Annotated in this window: 15 protein-coding genes; all 15 read right to left on the reverse strand. The window is 68.6% G+C overall.

What is annotated here, in order from left to right; genetic code table 11:
* Positions 1–12: 12 nt before the first annotated feature.
* Positions 13–759, reverse strand: a complete 747-nt coding sequence (locus tag QP609_RS10040; protein WP_014647032.1) for an RNA polymerase sigma factor FliA — start codon at positions 757–759, stop codon at positions 13–15.
* Positions 756–1,643, reverse strand: a complete 888-nt coding sequence (locus QP609_RS10045) for a P-loop NTPase (protein ID WP_005416424.1) — start codon at positions 1,641–1,643, stop codon at positions 756–758. The genes QP609_RS10040 and QP609_RS10045 overlap by 4 nt, the downstream gene beginning before the upstream one ends.
* Complete coding sequence (flhF, locus tag QP609_RS10050; RefSeq protein ID WP_046430441.1) at positions 1,630–3,246, reverse strand: flagellar biosynthesis protein FlhF; 1,617 nt, start codon at positions 3,244–3,246, stop codon at positions 1,630–1,632. Before flhF ends, QP609_RS10045 begins: the two co-directional genes overlap by 14 nt.
* 145 nt (positions 3,247–3,391) lie before the next feature.
* Positions 3,392–5,452 (reverse strand): flagellar biosynthesis protein FlhA, encoded by a 2,061-nt coding sequence (flhA, locus tag QP609_RS10055; RefSeq protein ID WP_153643679.1) that lies wholly within the window; start codon positions 5,450–5,452, stop codon positions 3,392–3,394.
* 44 nt (positions 5,453–5,496) lie between these two features.
* The gene (gene flhB, locus QP609_RS10060) at positions 5,497–6,627 is read right to left on the reverse strand and encodes a flagellar biosynthesis protein FlhB (RefSeq protein WP_049441911.1); all 1,131 of its coding nucleotides are present in this window, start codon (positions 6,625–6,627) and stop codon (positions 5,497–5,499) included.
* A gap of 206 nt (positions 6,628–6,833) precedes the next feature.
* Positions 6,834–8,966, reverse strand: a complete 2,133-nt coding sequence (locus tag QP609_RS10065) for a bifunctional diguanylate cyclase/phosphodiesterase (protein WP_111206880.1) — start codon at positions 8,964–8,966, stop codon at positions 6,834–6,836.
* A gap of 275 nt (positions 8,967–9,241) precedes the next feature.
* On the reverse strand, positions 9,242–10,033 hold the full coding sequence (gene fliR / locus QP609_RS10070) for a flagellar biosynthetic protein FliR (protein WP_014037103.1): 792 nt from the start codon (positions 10,031–10,033) through the stop codon (positions 9,242–9,244).
* A 13-nt stretch (positions 10,034–10,046) separates the two neighbouring features.
* The gene (locus QP609_RS10075; protein ID WP_005413254.1) at positions 10,047–10,316 is read right to left on the reverse strand and encodes a flagellar biosynthetic protein FliQ; all 270 of its coding nucleotides are present in this window, start codon (positions 10,314–10,316) and stop codon (positions 10,047–10,049) included.
* Between the two features lie 66 nt (positions 10,317–10,382).
* Entirely contained in the window at positions 10,383–11,162 is a 780-nt protein-coding gene (gene fliP, locus QP609_RS10080) for a flagellar type III secretion system pore protein FliP (protein ID WP_014647039.1), read from the reverse strand.
* A 1-nt stretch (position 11,163) separates the two neighbouring features.
* Positions 11,164–11,583, reverse strand: coding sequence for a flagellar biosynthetic protein FliO (gene fliO / locus QP609_RS10085; protein ID WP_197621666.1), 420 nt, complete (start codon positions 11,581–11,583; stop codon positions 11,164–11,166).
* Positions 11,580–11,915, reverse strand: coding sequence for a flagellar motor switch protein FliN (gene fliN / locus QP609_RS10090; protein ID WP_005409543.1), 336 nt, complete (start codon positions 11,913–11,915; stop codon positions 11,580–11,582). The genes fliO and fliN overlap by 4 nt, the downstream gene beginning before the upstream one ends.
* The gene (gene fliM / locus QP609_RS10095; protein WP_014647040.1) at positions 11,912–12,916 is read right to left on the reverse strand and encodes a flagellar motor switch protein FliM; all 1,005 of its coding nucleotides are present in this window, start codon (positions 12,914–12,916) and stop codon (positions 11,912–11,914) included. The genes fliN and fliM overlap by 4 nt, the downstream gene beginning before the upstream one ends.
* A gap of 9 nt (positions 12,917–12,925) precedes the next feature.
* Complete coding sequence (locus tag QP609_RS10100; RefSeq protein WP_046430453.1) at positions 12,926–13,441, reverse strand: flagellar basal body-associated FliL family protein; 516 nt, start codon at positions 13,439–13,441, stop codon at positions 12,926–12,928.
* A gap of 192 nt (positions 13,442–13,633) precedes the next feature.
* Positions 13,634–14,803, reverse strand: coding sequence for a flagellar hook-length control protein FliK (locus QP609_RS10105; protein ID WP_197621667.1), 1,170 nt, complete (start codon positions 14,801–14,803; stop codon positions 13,634–13,636).
* Positions 14,803–15,270 carry a flagellar export protein FliJ gene (fliJ, locus tag QP609_RS10110; RefSeq protein ID WP_014647043.1) on the reverse strand — a complete coding sequence of 156 codons (468 nt, stop codon included), beginning with the start codon at positions 15,268–15,270 and terminating at the stop codon, positions 14,803–14,805. Before fliJ ends, QP609_RS10105 begins: the two co-directional genes overlap by 1 nt.
* Between the last annotated feature and the right edge of the window lie 2 nt (positions 15,271–15,272).

Below are 15,272 nucleotides of genomic sequence, written 5' to 3' on the forward strand. Positions count from 1 at the left end.
CCTCGGGGATGTTCATTCTTCCAGGCCGGCGTCGACGGCCTCGAAAATCTTCAGGCGGCCGCGCAGGCGCAGCACGGCCTGGCCATGGATCTGGCAGACCCGCGACTCGCTCACGCCGAGCACCGCGCCGATCTCCTTCAGGTTCAGCTCCTGCTCGTAGTACAGCGAGAGCACCAGCTGTTCGCGCTCGGGCAGGTGGCCGATGGCCTTGCCCAGCTCACGGCCGAACTCGCCGCGCTCCAGCACCTGCTGCGGGGTCGGGCCGCCCTGGGCGACGGTATCCAGTTCGCCCTGGTCTTCGATGCGCGACTCCAGGCTCAGCACCTGGCCACGTGCGGCGTCTTCCATCAGCCTCAGGTACTCGGGCAGCGGCATCTCCATCGCGGCGGCCACTTCGGTGGCGCTGGCGGCACGGCCCGTGCTCTGTTCCAGGCGGCGGATGGTGGCGGCGGCATCACGGGCACGGCGGTGCACCGAGCGCGGCACCCAGTCGCCACGGCGGATCTCGTCGATCATCGAGCCGCGGATGCGGATCGAGGCATAGGTCTCGAACGAGGCGCCCTGGTCGGCGTCGTAGCTGCGCGAGGCTTCGATCAGGCCCATCATGCCGGCCTGGATCAGATCATCGACTTCGACGCTGGCCGGCAGGCGCGCGGCCAGGTGGTGGGCGATGCGTCGCACCAGGTCCGAATGCTGGGCGATGACCTCGTTGGCCGCCGAGCGCTGGACTTCCCTGTACTGGTGGGCTGCGCCTTTCATGCGGCCACCCCACGCTGCTTGAGGATGCGTTCGAGGAAGAACTCGACGCCACCGCGCGGTTCGGTCGGTGCCTGCCAGCGCGCGGTGCGGCGTGCGATCTCGGTGATCGCCAGCGCCGACGGGCTGGATGGATAGGCCTTCACCACCGGCTGCTGGCGCTGCACCGACAGGCGCAGCCAGTCATCCTGCGGCACGCAGCCCAGGTAGTTCAGCGAGACATCGGCGAGGAACTTCTCGCAGACGCGGGTCAGCTTCTCGTACAGCACGCGGCCCTCGTTCGGGTCGCGCACCATGTTGGCCACCACCTGGATGCGGTCCACGCCGCGCTCGCGCGACAGCACCTTGATCAGTGCGTAGGCGTCGGTGATCGAGGCCGGTTCGTCACAGACCACCACCACGGTGTCCTGCGCGGCCTGGCAGAAGGTCAGCACGCCGTCGGTGATGCCGGCGGCGGTATCGACCACCATGATGTCCAGCTCGCGTTCCAGTTCGGAGAACACGTTGACCAGGCCGACATGCTCGGCCGGGGCCAGCTCGGCCATGTGCCGGCGGCCGGAAGCGGCCGGGACCACCAGCACGCCGTTCGGGCCTTCGACGATGACGTCGTCCAGCGAGCAGCGGCCGGCCACCAGGTCGGCCAGCGTAAAGGTGGGGTTCAAGCCCAGGATCACGTCGATGTTGGCCAGGCCGAGGTCGGCGTCCAGCAGCAGCGTGCGCTTGCCCATGCCCGCCAGCGCCACCGCCAGGTTGGCGGACACATTCGTCTTGCCCACGCCGCCCTTGCCGCCGGTCACCGCGATGGTGCGCACAGGGCCGAGCGGCTCGCTGCGGGTGGCCGACAGCGGGAAGGTCTTGGTCAGCTTGGCGTACTCACGCGACGGCATGGTTCAACTCCGGGTTGCAGGGCATATCGGCCGCTCGGCGCAAATCTTCAAGGCGAAGTACAAGATTGGCTGCACTGGCCCGGTGCAGGTCCTCCGGGACGTCCTGGCCATCGGTCACCCAGGTGATCGGCAGGGCGTGGTCCACGGCCACCGACAGGGCGTTGCCGAAGCGGCCGGTCTCGTCCAGCTTGCTCAGCACCAGGCCCTGCAGGTTGGCCGCACCGAAGCGGCGCACCACCTCGTCCATGTCGCCGAAGCTGGTGTTGGCCGGCAGCACCAGCAGGGTGCGCACCTGGCGCGCGGCGCGCAGCCACTGCAGCTGGGCGGCCAGGGCACGGTCGCGCGGGCCCAGGCCGGCGGTATCGATCAGCACCAGCTTGTAGTCCTTCAAGCGTTCCAGCAGCTGGTCCAGGTCGGTGCCGCTGTTGGCCTCGTGCACGGCGATGCCGAGCTGGCGGCCGTAGCCATACAGCTGTTCACGGGCGCCGATGCGGGTGGTGTCGGTGGTGACCAGGGCGACGTCACGCGGGGCGTGCTTCTCGGCGAAGCGCGAGGCCAGCTTGGCGATGGTGGTGGTCTTGCCGGCGCCGGTCGGGCCGACCAGCGCGATCACGCCGCCTTCTTCCAGCGGGTCGACCGGGGCGATCGGCAGCTTGCGCGAGATCAGCCCCAGCATCAGGCCGCGGCCACGATGGGCTTCGGTTTCCAGCGGGATCTGCATGGCCACGTCGCGGGCCAGCCCGGCGTCGAAACCGTACTCGTCCATCAGGTCCAGCGCGGTGGCGCGCACCGGGCTGCCACGCAGGCGCTCATCGGTGAAGCGGTTCATCTCGCGCTCGATCACCTGGCGCATGCCGGCCACTTCCTGGCGCAGCTGGCGGATCTCGGCGTCGTCCTGGGCAACCACGGTCAGCGTCGGTGCCGGGGCCAGCATGGGGGCCGGGCTGGCCTCGATAGCGGCTTCGACCGCTGCCGGTTCGCTGGCGGCGATCCCGGGCTGCGCGTCGATCACGGCAGCGGTCGGCAGCGGCGGCGGCAGCACGGCCGGGGCCACGCTTTCGTGATGCGCCTCGTGCGGCGGGTCGATCTGGAAGCGCGCGCGGTTGGCCGGCACGGTGGCGGCCGGTGCAACGATGGCCTCGGCGAACGGGGCGAAGATCTGGTCCGGCGGTGCCGGTTCGTTGACGGCGGCGCGGGCCAGGGTGGCGGCGAAGCCGGTGCTGCCCCGGGTCGGCACGATCTCGTCGGCGCTGTCCAGGGTGCGGCCGGTGGCACCGACGGCGGCGCGGGCGAGGGCGGCCACTGCCGAGGTGGTGGCCGCGACCGGTTCCGGCGCCGGGGTGCTGCTGCGGCGGCGGGTGACGGCGGCGATCACCGCGTCGGCGGCGGTGCGCGGCTTGGGTGCCGGCGGCGGTGCGACGTCACGGCGCGAGGCTTCCAGTGCACGCTGCACGGCGCTCTCGTCGTAGTTGGCGGCGGCGACGATCTCGATGCCTTCCTCGATCCGGCGGTTGGACAGGATCACGGCGTCAGGACCATGTTCCTTGCGCACCAGGTTCATGGCCGAGCGCATGTCGGCGGCGACGAATCGTTTGATTTTCATGCTGTGGTCACGGGGCGAAGACGGCGGGGTGGCGGTCGGAGAACTCGGGTGGTCGGTGGTCTGCACGGTGCGGGTTCCCCTTGGTATCTGTCTGTTGCGTTGGTTCGAAAGTGGTGTCTGTTTTCTGGCGCATCGCAGGGCGGCGTCAGCTGATCGTTCCGACCAGCTTCAGGCGCTTGTCCTCCGGCACCTCGCTGTAGGCCAGGACCGACAGCGACGGAACGCTGTGGCGGACCAGGCGGGCCAGCGCGGCGCGCACCGGGCCAGGTACCAGCACGACCGCGGGCTCGTTGCGGGCTTCCTGCTTGCTGACACATTCGGCCAGGCTCTGGTGCAGTCGCTCAGCGAGTCCGGGTTCCAGCGCGGCGCCGTTGCCCTGCGTGGACTCCTGCAAGACACGTTCCAATTGCGGGTTGAGGGTGAATACCGGCAGCTCCGCCGACATTCCGGCGATCTCCTGCACGATGAAGCGGCCCAGTGCGGTGCGAACAGCGGCGGTCAGCACGGCCGGGTCCTGGCTGCTGGGCGCATGTTCGACCAGTGCCTCGGCGATCTTGCGCAGCTGGCGGATCGGAATGCGCTCGACCAGCAGGTTCTGCAGCACGCGCACCACCGCCGACAGCGGCAACGCCTTCGGCGTCAGATCTTCGACGAGCTTGGGCGCGCTCTTGGCCAGGTTGGCCAGCAGGTGCTGCACTTCTTCGTGGCCGAGCAGTTCCGGCGCGTGCTCACGGATCAGGTGCGACAGATGGGTGGCGACCACGGTGGCCGGATCGACCACGGTGTAGCCCAGCGTTTCTGCCTGGGCGCGCTGGTGCGGCTGGATCCAGGTGGCGTCCAGGCCGAACGCGGGGTCCTTGCCGGCGATGCCTTCCAGCGCGCCGAGCGCGCTGCCCGGGTCCAGCGCCAGCTCGCGGTCGGGGTGGATCTCGGCGGTGGCCACCGGCACGCCGTGCACCAGCACGCGGTAGCCGTTGGCCGGCAGTTCCAGGTTGTCGCGGATGTGCACCGACGGGATCAGGAAGCCGACATCCTGGGTCAGCTTGCGGCGCACGCCCTTGATGCGCGCCATCAGTTCGCCGCCCTGGTTGCTGTCCACCAGCGGGATCAGCCGGTAGCCGACCTCCAGGCCCAGCGGATCGACCGGGCGCAGTTCGTCCCAGCTCAGTTCGGCAGTCGGTGCCGGTGCGGCCGGGCGGCCGAGTGCGTTGAGTGCGGCGGCATCGGTGCCACCGCCTGCCGCATCGGCAGCCGGCGCCTTGCCCTTGCGGTACAGCTTCCAGGCGATGAAGCCGAGGATCGCGGCCAGCGTCAGGAAAGCGACGTTGGGCATGCCCGGCACCAGGCCGACCACGCCGATGATGCCGGCGGTGATCGCCAGCGCACGGTACTGGCCGAACACCTGGCCGGTCATGGCCTGGGCCATGTCCTGCGAGCGCGAGGCGCGGGTAACCAGCATGGCCACGGCGCTGGAGACCAGCAGGGCCGGCAGCTGCGCTACCAGGCCGTCACCGATCGACAGCAGGGTGTAGGTGGCGGCGGCTTCGCCGAACGGCATGCCATGCTGCAGCACGCCCACGGCCAGGCCGCCGAGCATGTTGATGAACAGGATCAGGATGCCGGCAATGGCATCGCCGCGGATGAACTTGCTGGCGCCGTCCATCGCACCGTAGAAGTCGGCTTCCTCACGCACTTCCTCGCGGCGCAGCTTGGCTTCTTCACGCGTCAGCAAACCGGCGTTGAGGTCGGCGTCGATCGCCATCTGCTTGCCGGGCATCGCGTCCAGGATGAAGCGCGCGGTCACTTCCGAAACGCGGCCGGCACCCTTGGTAATGACCACGAAATTGATGATGGTCAGGATCGCGAACACCACGATGCCGACCGCATAGTTGCCGCCGATCACGAATTCACCGAAGGCGGCGATGACCTTGCCCGCGGCATCATGGCCGTTCTGGCCGTTCAGCAGGATCACGCGGGTGGAGGCCACGTTCAGCGCCAGCCGCAGCATGGTGGTGATCAGCAGCACGATCGGGAAGATGGTGAAGTCCAGCGGGCGCTTCACGTAGACCACCGCCAGCAGCACCATCAGCGAGATGGCGATGTTGAAGGTGAACAGCGCATCGAGCACCGGCGCGGCCAGCGGCACCACGACCATGGCCAGCAGGGCCAGCACGATCAGCGGCGCGCCAAGGCCCTGGCGGATCATTTCCAGGGCGCGGCGGGTGTTGAAACCGGCGGAGGGCTGGGCGCTCACGGGCGGCCTCCCTTGCCGAATTCATCCACCTGGATGTGCGGGGCGTCCGGCATCGGGCCAGTGCGCCAGGCGCGCAGCTGGTAGACGTAGGACAGGACCTGGGCGACGGCCGAATACAGTCTCACGGGGATTTCCTTTCCGAGTTGGCCTTCCCGATACAAGGCGCGTGCCAAAGGCGGGGCGGAGACGATCGCCACCTTGTTGCCGTCGGCCACTTCACGGATGCGCAGGGCGGTTTCGTCCACGCCCAGCGCGACCACGGTGGGGGCGTTCATGGCGCCGCCCTCGTACTTCAGGGCCACCGCGTAGTGGGTGGGGTTGACCACCACCACGTCGGCAGTGGGCACCGCCTCCATCATCCGGCGGTTGGCCATCTGCTGCTGCAGCTGGCGGATGCGGCCCTTCACCTCGGGGCTGCCCTCGCTTTCCTTCATTTCCCGGCGCAGTTCCTCGCGGGTCATCTTCAGCTTGCGCATCCAGTTCCAGCGCTGGTACGGCGCATCGATGGCGGCCAGCACCAGCATCGCGCCGGCGGTGGCCAGCAGCAGGCGCAGGGTGAAGCCCAGGCCATCGGTGATGGCGGTTTCCAGCGGGTGGTGGATCAGCCCGCGCAGGGTGTCGAAGCCGGTCCAGACCACCAGCCCGGCGGCGACGCCGACGAAGGCCACGCGCAGCAGCGATTTGGTGAATTCGGCAATCGCCTCCGGGCCATACAGGCGCTTGAGCCCGCTCATCGGGTTCATGCGGTTGATGTCGGGCAGCAACGCCTTCTGCGACCAGCGCAGGCCGCCCATCACCAGCGGGGCGACGAAGCTGGCCAGCAGGCAGACCAGCACCAGCGGTGCGATCACCAGCAGGAACTGCAGCAGCAGGTCGCCGAAGTGGCCGAACAGTTCCTTCGGGTTCTGCCGCAGGCTCTGTTCGGGGCTGAGCGCGTGCTTCATCCAGGCCGTGGCGCCACGGCCGATCGAGCCGCTCATGGCCATCACCGCCAGCACGCCGGCGCCGAACACGGCGGCGGTGCCAAGTTCGCGCGAGCGCGGCAGGTTGCCCTGTTCACGGGCGTCGCGCAGGCGTTTTTCGGTGGGTTGTTCGGTCTTTTCGCCGGCGGATTCGTTCTCGGACATCACGGGCACTGCGGCAGGGGGTGCCGGGGTGCGTGCAAGAACCGTTCCACGCCTGGCGTGGGTCTACCGACGGCCCGTTCTGTAGAGCCGAGCCCACGCTCGGCTACGGTTGGGGCCAGGCGCGAAGCACAGCCGGGCATGAGCTCGGCTCTACAGGAGAGTGCCGCAGGAATCGTTCCGTGATGGCGGGCGCGCGTGGCCCGGTGTCAGCCGGGCGGGTATTGCGGCGGCGGGCTCTGTGCCAGTTCCACCCGCGGCCGGGGCAGGTCGTGCAGCTGCATGAAGCGCGCCGCATCGACCGGGCGGCCCAGCAGGTATCCCTGCAGGAAGTCGCAGCCCAGGCGTTCCAGGTAGGCGCGCTGCGCGGCGGTCTCCACGCCCTCGGCGACGATGTCCATGTCCAGCGCATGGCCCAGCGCCACGATCGCCGAGACGATCACCACGTCTTCGGCACTGTGTTCCAGGTCGCGCACGAACGCATGGTCGATCTTGATCTCGGTGGCCGGCAGCCGCTTCAGGTACAGCAGGCTGGAATAGCCGGTTCCGAAATCATCGATGGAGATGCCCACGCCCAGCGCCGACAGCGCCTGCAGCAGGCGAAGACTGGTATCGGTATCGCGCATGACGGTGCTTTCAGTGATCTCCAGCACCAGGTGGCGCGGGGCAATGCCATGGCGCTCGATCACCTCGCGCACATCCTGCAGCAGGTGCGGCGAACTGAACTGCACCGGCGACAGGTTCACCGACATCGACCAGCTTTCATGCCCGGCGTCGTGCCAGCGCCGCAGCTGCTGGCAGGCCTGGTCCAGCGCCCAGCGCCCGATCTCGTTGATCGCACCGCTGCGCTCGGCCAGGCGGATGAAGCGGTCGGGGGGAATCAGGCCGTGTTCCGGATGGCGCCAGCGGATCAGCGCTTCGGCGCCGGCCACCTTCTGCGTGGCCACGCGGATCTTCGGCTGATAGTGCAGGAACAGCTGCTCGCTGCCGATGGCGCGGCGCAGGTCGGCCAGCAGCCGGAACTGCTGCTCGGCGCTGTCGTTCATCCAGTCGGCGAACAGCACGAAGGCGTTGCGTCCGGACTCCTTGGCCTGGTACATCGCCGCATCGGCGAAGGCCATCAGCTGGCGCTCGCTGGCGGCGTGGTCCGGGCAGATCGCCACGCCGATGCTGGCGGTCACCTGCAGTTCGTTGTCCGGCAGCAACGGGCCGCTGCCCACCGCCTGCAGGATGCGCCGGGCCAGGGTCGGCAGGTCCTCGTCGTGCTCGATGCGCACCACCAGCACGAACTCGTCGCCGCCCAGCCGTGCCAGCATATCGTGCGGGCGCAGCAGCTGGCGGGTGCGTTCGGCCACCGCCACCAGCAGCGCATCACCGGCCTGATGGCCGTAGGCATCATTGACCTGCTTGAAGCCGTCCAGGTCCATGAACATCACCGCGAAGCGGTTGCCGCCCTGTTCGGCCTCGGCCAGTGCCTGCACGATGCGCCGCTGCAGCAGCAGGCGGTTGGGCAGGCGGGTGAGCGGATCGTGCAGCGCGGCCTGGGTCAGTTCCTGCTGCGCGTCGGTCAACGAGGTGCTCAGCATCGAATTGCGCAGCCGCAGCAGTTGCGCTTCCACGCGCTGGTCCAGCCATGAGACCACCAGCACCACGGCCAGGATCGCCACGGTCAGCACCACCACCAGCATCGCCAGCCACTCGTTCTGCAGGCCATCGCCGACCGCCGCGCCACAGACGCTGCCTTCCGGGAAGCGCGCAGCGGCCATGCCGGTGTAATGCATGCCGACGATGGCCAGGCCGAGCAGGCCCGCCGCCGCCAGTCGATCACCGATGCGGGTGCGCTGGGCGCGCAGCCGGAACGCCACGTACAGCGCGGTCCAGGAGGCAGCCACCGCCACCATCAGCGAGAACAGCAGCCAACCCGGGTCGTAGTCGATGCCCGGCTGCATGCGCATTGCAGCCATGCCAACGTAATGCATGCCGGCGATGCCGGTGCCCATCAGCAGGGCGCCGACCGCCAATCGCGGGTGGGGCAGGGTGCGCAGCGAGACCAGCCACAGCGCGAACACCGATGAGGCGATGGCAAGCGCAAGCGAGAGCAGGGTGATGGGAAGGTCGTAGCCCAATGGGATGGGCAGGTCGAAAGCCAGCATGCCGATGAAATGCATCGACCAGATGCCCAGGCCCATGGCGAAGCCACCGCCCAGCCGCCACCACCAGGCCGCGCCCCTGCCCGGGGCGGTCACCGTGCGCCCGGCCATCGCCAGCGCGGTGTATGAAGCCATCACGGCGACCAGCAGCGAGATCGCCACCAGCCACGGGTTGTACGTGCCTACCAGCATTCGTCAGTCTCCCGGACCTGCCTGTCGACGGAAACCACGGTGGGGCATGCATGAGGCAGGCCGACGCACGACGCCGGCCATGTGCGGCATCCCCCCGGTTGCCGCGCATTCACTCTAACGCGCAGACCGGGGGGGACTTCAAGCGGCAATACGTGAAATTGCGCCTCTGTAGAGCCGAGCCCATGCTCGGCTGCCTTCGGCAGGAGCGGCAGCCGAGCATGGGCTCGGCTCTACAGAAACAAATGCATGGCAAGCAGTAGAACGTGATGATCGGGTCAGTGTGTGACCGCGTCCGCAGCCTGGAAGGCGGCGTCGAACAGGCGCTGTACCGGCGGCCCCATTTCCCCGGCCAGCAGGGCCAGCAGGAACAGGCCCAGCAGCAGCGAGACCGGCAGGCCCAGCTGGATCGGATTCAGCGCAGGGGCGGCACGCGCCAGTACGCCGAAGGCCAGGTTCACCGCCAGCATCGCCACGGTGAGCGGAATGGCCAGCGTCAGCGCGCCGCGCAGCACGGTCAGCAGGAAGGTCGGGGCGATGCTGAAGAAGGCGTGCGGGTCCGGCAGCGGGGCGCCGATCGGCAGTGCGCGGTAGCTGTCGACCAGCAGCGAAATCAACGCCAGGTGGCCGTTGGCGGTGAAGAACAGCAGGCCGAACAGCAGGTAGAACCACTGGCCGATCACACCCGAAGTGCCACCGCGCAGCGGGTCGCTCATCTGCGCGAAGGCCAGGCCGGTGCCCTGCGCGATCAGTTCGCCGGCCATCGCACCGGCTTCGAATACCAGCCGCAGCATGAAACCGATGGAAACGCCGATGGCCAGTTCGCGCGCGATGGTCAGCACCGTAGCCGCGTCGAAGCCGGTCCAGTCCGGTACCGGTGGCAGCAGCGGCGCCAGTGCAATGGCCAGGGTGCCGGCCAGTACCACGCGCACCCGCGACGGCACCGCACGCGTGCCGACCATGGGCATGGCCATGGCCACCGCGCCGATGCGCAGCATGGTCCACAGCACGGTGCCGATCATGCCGAAGGCCTGCAGGCCGTCGGCCGCCATCTGTGTCGCGGCGTCCATCGAAGTGCGTGTCCTAGCCGATCAGGTGCGGAATGCGCTGGAACAGCAGCGTGGTGAATTCAACCAAGTGGCCGATCAGCAGGCTGCCCAGCGCGAACAGCACCGCGGTCAGCGCTGCCGCCTTGGCGACGAAGGCGATGGTCGGTTCATTGAGCTGGGTTGCAGCCTGCACGACACCGACCACCACGCCCACCACCAGTACGGTGAGCAGCAGCGGGCCGGCCACCCACAGCACGGTGATCAGGCCGCCACGCAGTTCGGTCAAGGCAAGTTCGGGAGACATTCGGGTTCCACCTTCATATATAGAGTCGAGCCATGCTCGACTGTCTTTCAATCGCGCCGGATCGCGTCACGCGGGATTGAAGCTGGCCGCCAGCGTGCCCACGGTCAGCACCCAGCCATCCACCAGCACGAACAGCAGGATCTTGAACGGTGCCGACACCAGCATCGGCGACAGCATCATCATGCCCATGGACATCAGCACGCTGGCGACGACCAGATCGATGATCACGAACGGAATGAAGATCAGGAAGCCGATCTCGAAAGCGGTCTTCAGTTCGCTGGTGACGAACGAAGCGACCAGCACCGGGAACGGGATCGCATCGGGGCTGGCGTAGGTGCCGTGCCCGGCGATGCCGGCGAAGGTCATCAGGTCGGTCTCGCGGATCTGCGCCAGCATGAACCCGCGCAGCGGCTGCGTGGTCAATGTCCAGGCGGTCTGGAAGTCGATGTCGCCGTTGAGATAGGGCGCCATGCCCGTGCTCCACGCCTTGTCCCAGGTCGGCATCATCACCATCGCGGTGAGGAACAGGGCCAGGCCCAGCAGTACCTGGTTGGACGGCGTCTGGCCGGTACCCAGTGCCTGGCGCAGCAGGCCCAGCACGATGATGATGCGGGTGAACGAGGTCAGCACCAGCAGCATCGACGGGATCAGGGTGATCGCGGTCATCAGCAGCAGGGTCTGCAGCGGCAGGCTGACCGGCTGGCCGCCGATCTTGCCGACGTTGACGTCCGGCAGCGGGGTGGCCGGGGCGCCGGGCGCGGCGAACGCCAGCACCGGCAACAGGCACAGGGCAAGCAACAGCAGCCACGGCATCAGGGTGGCAACACGGGTACGGGTGACACGCATGTCAGGGGTCCTTGCGCAGCCGCTGCTGCAGCAGCTGGGCGAAATTCGGCAGGTTCTTGAAATCCGGCACGCGCACCGGCGCCGGTGCCGGCAACGGTTCGGGCAGGGTATGCAGGGTGTTGATGCCGCCGGCAGTGACGCCCAGCAGCAATTGCTGGCCGTTGACCTCCACCACCACCACGCGCTCCTTGGCGCCGACGCTGAGGCTGGCCACCAGCTTCATGCCTTCGGCCGGGCGGAAGCCGCTGCAGGGCATGCGCTTGAGCAGCCAGCCCAGGCCGATCACCAGCGCCAGCACCGCCAGCAGCGCCAGCACCGCACCGAACAGGCTGGGTGCGGCGGCCGCGTGCTGGCCGACCTGCGGGCCGATCGGCGCTGCGGTCTTGCCGACCGCCAGCAGGGTGGAGGCCAGCAGGCTCAACGCAGTCTCCGGATCCGCTCGCTCGGGCTGACCACGTCGGTCAGGCGCACGCCGAAGCGGTCATTGATCACCACCACTTCGCCGTGGGCGATCAGGGTGCCGTTGACGAACACGTCCAGCGATTCGCCGGCACCGCGCTCCAGTTCCACCACTGAACCCTGGTTGAGCTGCAGCAGGTTGCGGATCGGCAGGCGGGCACGACCGACTTCCAGCGACAGGGTCACCGGCACATCGAGGATCACGTCCAGGTTCAGGTCCGGACCGTTGGCCTCGTCGGCCTGCAGGCTGCTGAACTGGGCCGGGGTCGGTTCGAGGGCGTCGATATCGTTCATTGCGGGTCTTCCTGGATGACGGGTACGCGCGGGCGGGTGCCCGGCGGATGGGTAGCGGTGATCTTCACGGCGTTCATGCCGTTGGCGATGCCGAACTCGCCGGTGAACACAGGGATGTTCTCCACGCACAGCGGCACCTGCGGGCTCAGCTCGATCGGCAGGATGTCGCCGACCTTCAGCTGGGTCAGGTCGCGCAGGGTCATGCGCTTGCTGGCCAGTACGCTGGACAGGGTGACTTCGGCGATGTTGAGCTGCTCGCGCAGGGTCTTGCCCCAGCTCTCGTCGCGGTCGTTGCGGTCGCTCTGGATGCCGGCGTCGAGCAGTTCGCGGATCGGTTCCAGCATCGAGTAGGGCAGGGTGACGTGGATGTCACCGCCGCCGCCGTCGAGCTCGACGTGCAGGCGGCACACCACCACGTACTCGCGCGGGGTCACGATGTTGGCGAAATGCGGGTTGATCTCCGAGTTGATGTACTCGAAGTCGACGTCCATCACCGGTGCCCACGCTTCGCGCAGGTCGGCGAAGGTCTGCTTCAGCAGCAGGTGGATCACCCGCATTTCGGTGGCCGTGAATTCGCGGCCCTCGATGCGGGTCGGGTAGCGCCCGTCGCCGCCGAAGAAGTTGTCGACGATGGCGAACACCAGGGTCGGCTCGAACACGATCAGGCCGGTACCGCGCAGCGGCTTGAAGCGGATCAGGTTCAGGTTGGTCGGCACATACAGCGAGTGCATGTAGTCGTTGAACTTGATCAGTTCGATGCCGCGCACCGACAGCTCGGCCGAGCGCCGGATCAGATTGAACAGGCCGATCCGCCACAGGCGCGCGAAGCGCTCGTGGACCATTTCCAGGGTCGGCATGCGACCACGGATGATGCGGTCCTGGCTGGCGAAGTCGTACGAGCGCGCTTCGCCTGACGGGGGTTCCGCATCGGTCTCGACCGCGCCGCTGTCCACGCCGTGGAGCAGGGCATCGATCTCGTCCTGGGACAGCAGATCATTCATCGGGGGGCCTTACTGGGTCACGAAGCTGGTGAACAGCAGATCGTCGGCGCCGTTGCTGCCGGTCTCGGCCTTGAGCACCTTCTGCACCTCGACCAGCGAACTGGCCTGCAGCTTCTGCTTGCCGGCGACATCGGCGATCTGGTCCGGGCTGACCTGCGAGAACAGCATCAGCAGGCGCGCGCGGATGGCCGGGGCATGGGTCTTGATCGCTTCCAGCGCGGCCGGGTCGCGGGTCATCAGCTGGACCTCCAGCTGCAGGTAGCGCGGGCCGTCGACCGGGCCATTGAGGTTGACCACGAACGCCGGGTCCAGCGCGAAGTACTGTGCCGGGGCCGGGGTCGCGCTCTTCTTGGGCGCCTGCGCGGTCTTCTCTTCGTGCTTGGACTGGGTGAAGAACCACACGCCGCCACCAGCGGCAGCGGCGGCCAGTACGGCCACCAGTGCGGTGATCAGGATCGGACTACGCGGCTTGGCGGCCTTGTCCTTCTCGGCGGTCTTCTTGGTTTTGTCAGCGGCTGCGGCCACGGGGTGAAGCTCCTGAGGGTTGCTTCACCGGGATATGCAAGGGGTGTGCCGAAGGCTGGGCCCGCAGGGTGCGACGGAATTCCGTCGGGGTGCAGGTAGGGCCGTGCGGAGCAAGCTCAGCACCCACCAACGCAATACGGGGAGGTGCCGACCGCCTGCCCTGGTGGGTGCCAACCTTGGTTGGCACACCTGTCAGGCGTAGGCGTCCAGCAAGCCGCGCTGGCGGATCAACTGCGCGGACGACACGCTGGCATCGCCCGGCGTCGGTTCTCCGTCGCCGGTCATGCCGCCGCCACCGGGTTGTCCCGACGCATTGCCGTCACCACCAGACGCGTGGTGGCCGACATCGGCGTGAGCCAGCTGGAAGCCCTGTTCGCCCAGCAGCTCGCGCAGGCGCGGCAGGCTGCTTTCCAGTGCCTGGCGCACGTCCACGTGCGGGCTGCTGAAGCTGGCATGCACCTTGTCGCCGTTCAACTGCAGGCGCACGTCGACCGGCCCCATGTCGTCCGGGCTCAGGCGGATGTGGGCATGGCCGATCTTCTGGTCGGCCAGCCAGCCCAGGCGTGCGCCGATGGCCTGGTCGAAGCCATCGTCACCCAGCACGGGCTTGGGCGTGGGTTCGCCATTGAAGATCGCGTTGCCGGTGGCGAGCGCCGCCTTCAGGTCCTGCACGGCGGCGGCTGCCGGTGCGTGCAGCAACGGTGTATTTGCGCGGTCGCCAACGGCGGCCACGTCACTGCCTTCGCCGCGCTCGCTGCGCTTGCCGGGCAGGATCATCGCCGGCAATGGCAGCGCGGTGGCATCCTCCGCGCTGGTCGCCGCCGGTTTGCCGTCGGCCGCCACGGGGGCTGCGGTTGCCGCTGCCGGCGCGGCTGCAGGCAGTGTCGGGGTCGCGGCGGGGGCAGTGGTGGATAGCGCCGTACCGTCGCTGGCCAGTGACGGTGCAGCGCTGCCCGCCAGAGCGACGGCCGGATCGGCAGGCGTCGGCATCGCCAGCACCAGGCCGGCCAGGCCGATCGGTGGCCACGGGGCGTCCTCGGTCGCGGCGGGCTTGTCCTTGTCGGTGCCGGGTCCAGCCGCGGGCGGGGCAACGGGCGGTAGCGGCGGCGTTTCGGCAGTTGCCGCTTCCGCGTCCGCGCTGCGTTCGCCCGGTGCCTGGCCATTGCTGTCGGCGGTCGATGGCTGGCTGGGCGTGGACGGCGTCGGTGTGGTAGCGCTGCCGGCAGGCGCGGGCGCGGAGGGCGCACCGCCCTGCAGCAGCTGGCTGAAGTCCTTTGCGCCTTCGCTGCGCGCGGCGCGTGCGGCACTGTTGCTGGTGGCGGGCGTGGCCGGGTTGGCGCTGCTGGCGAGCGGGGCGGGCATCACGGGCGGCCTCCCTGCTCGGCGCCGTCCTGGTCTTCGGCCTGCACCAGGCGCGCGCGCCGCGCGCCAATGTCGTCCATCTCGCGCTGGTCGCGGCGGTCGGTCACCACCTTTTCCTGCGCGCGGTAGCTGGCGGCCAGCTGCTCCAGCACCGCCTTGTCACGGCTGGCCAGGATCAGCCGCGCGCGCTCGGCCTCCACTTTTTCGCGGTTGCCGTTGACCGTGGCCTGCTGCTGCTCGACCGCACTGTCCAGGCGATCAAGGAAGGCGCGGCGGTTCAGCAGCTGTGCCGGGCTGGTCGCTGCCATCTGGGCGTTGGCGTACTCCTCGGCATAGCGGCGCAGTTCGTCCAGGCGCGACAGATGGGTGTCGAGCACGCGCTGGCGTTCGGCCAGGTCGCGGGCGACCGCGTCCTCGTGTTCCTGGGCCCGCTTGAGCAGGGGATCGATGCGCTTGGACTGGTTCATGG

This window comes from Stenotrophomonas sp. 8(2023), from assembly GCF_030345295.1.
In the GTDB taxonomy this organism is placed as follows: Bacteria; Pseudomonadota; Gammaproteobacteria; order Xanthomonadales; family Xanthomonadaceae; genus Stenotrophomonas; species Stenotrophomonas muris.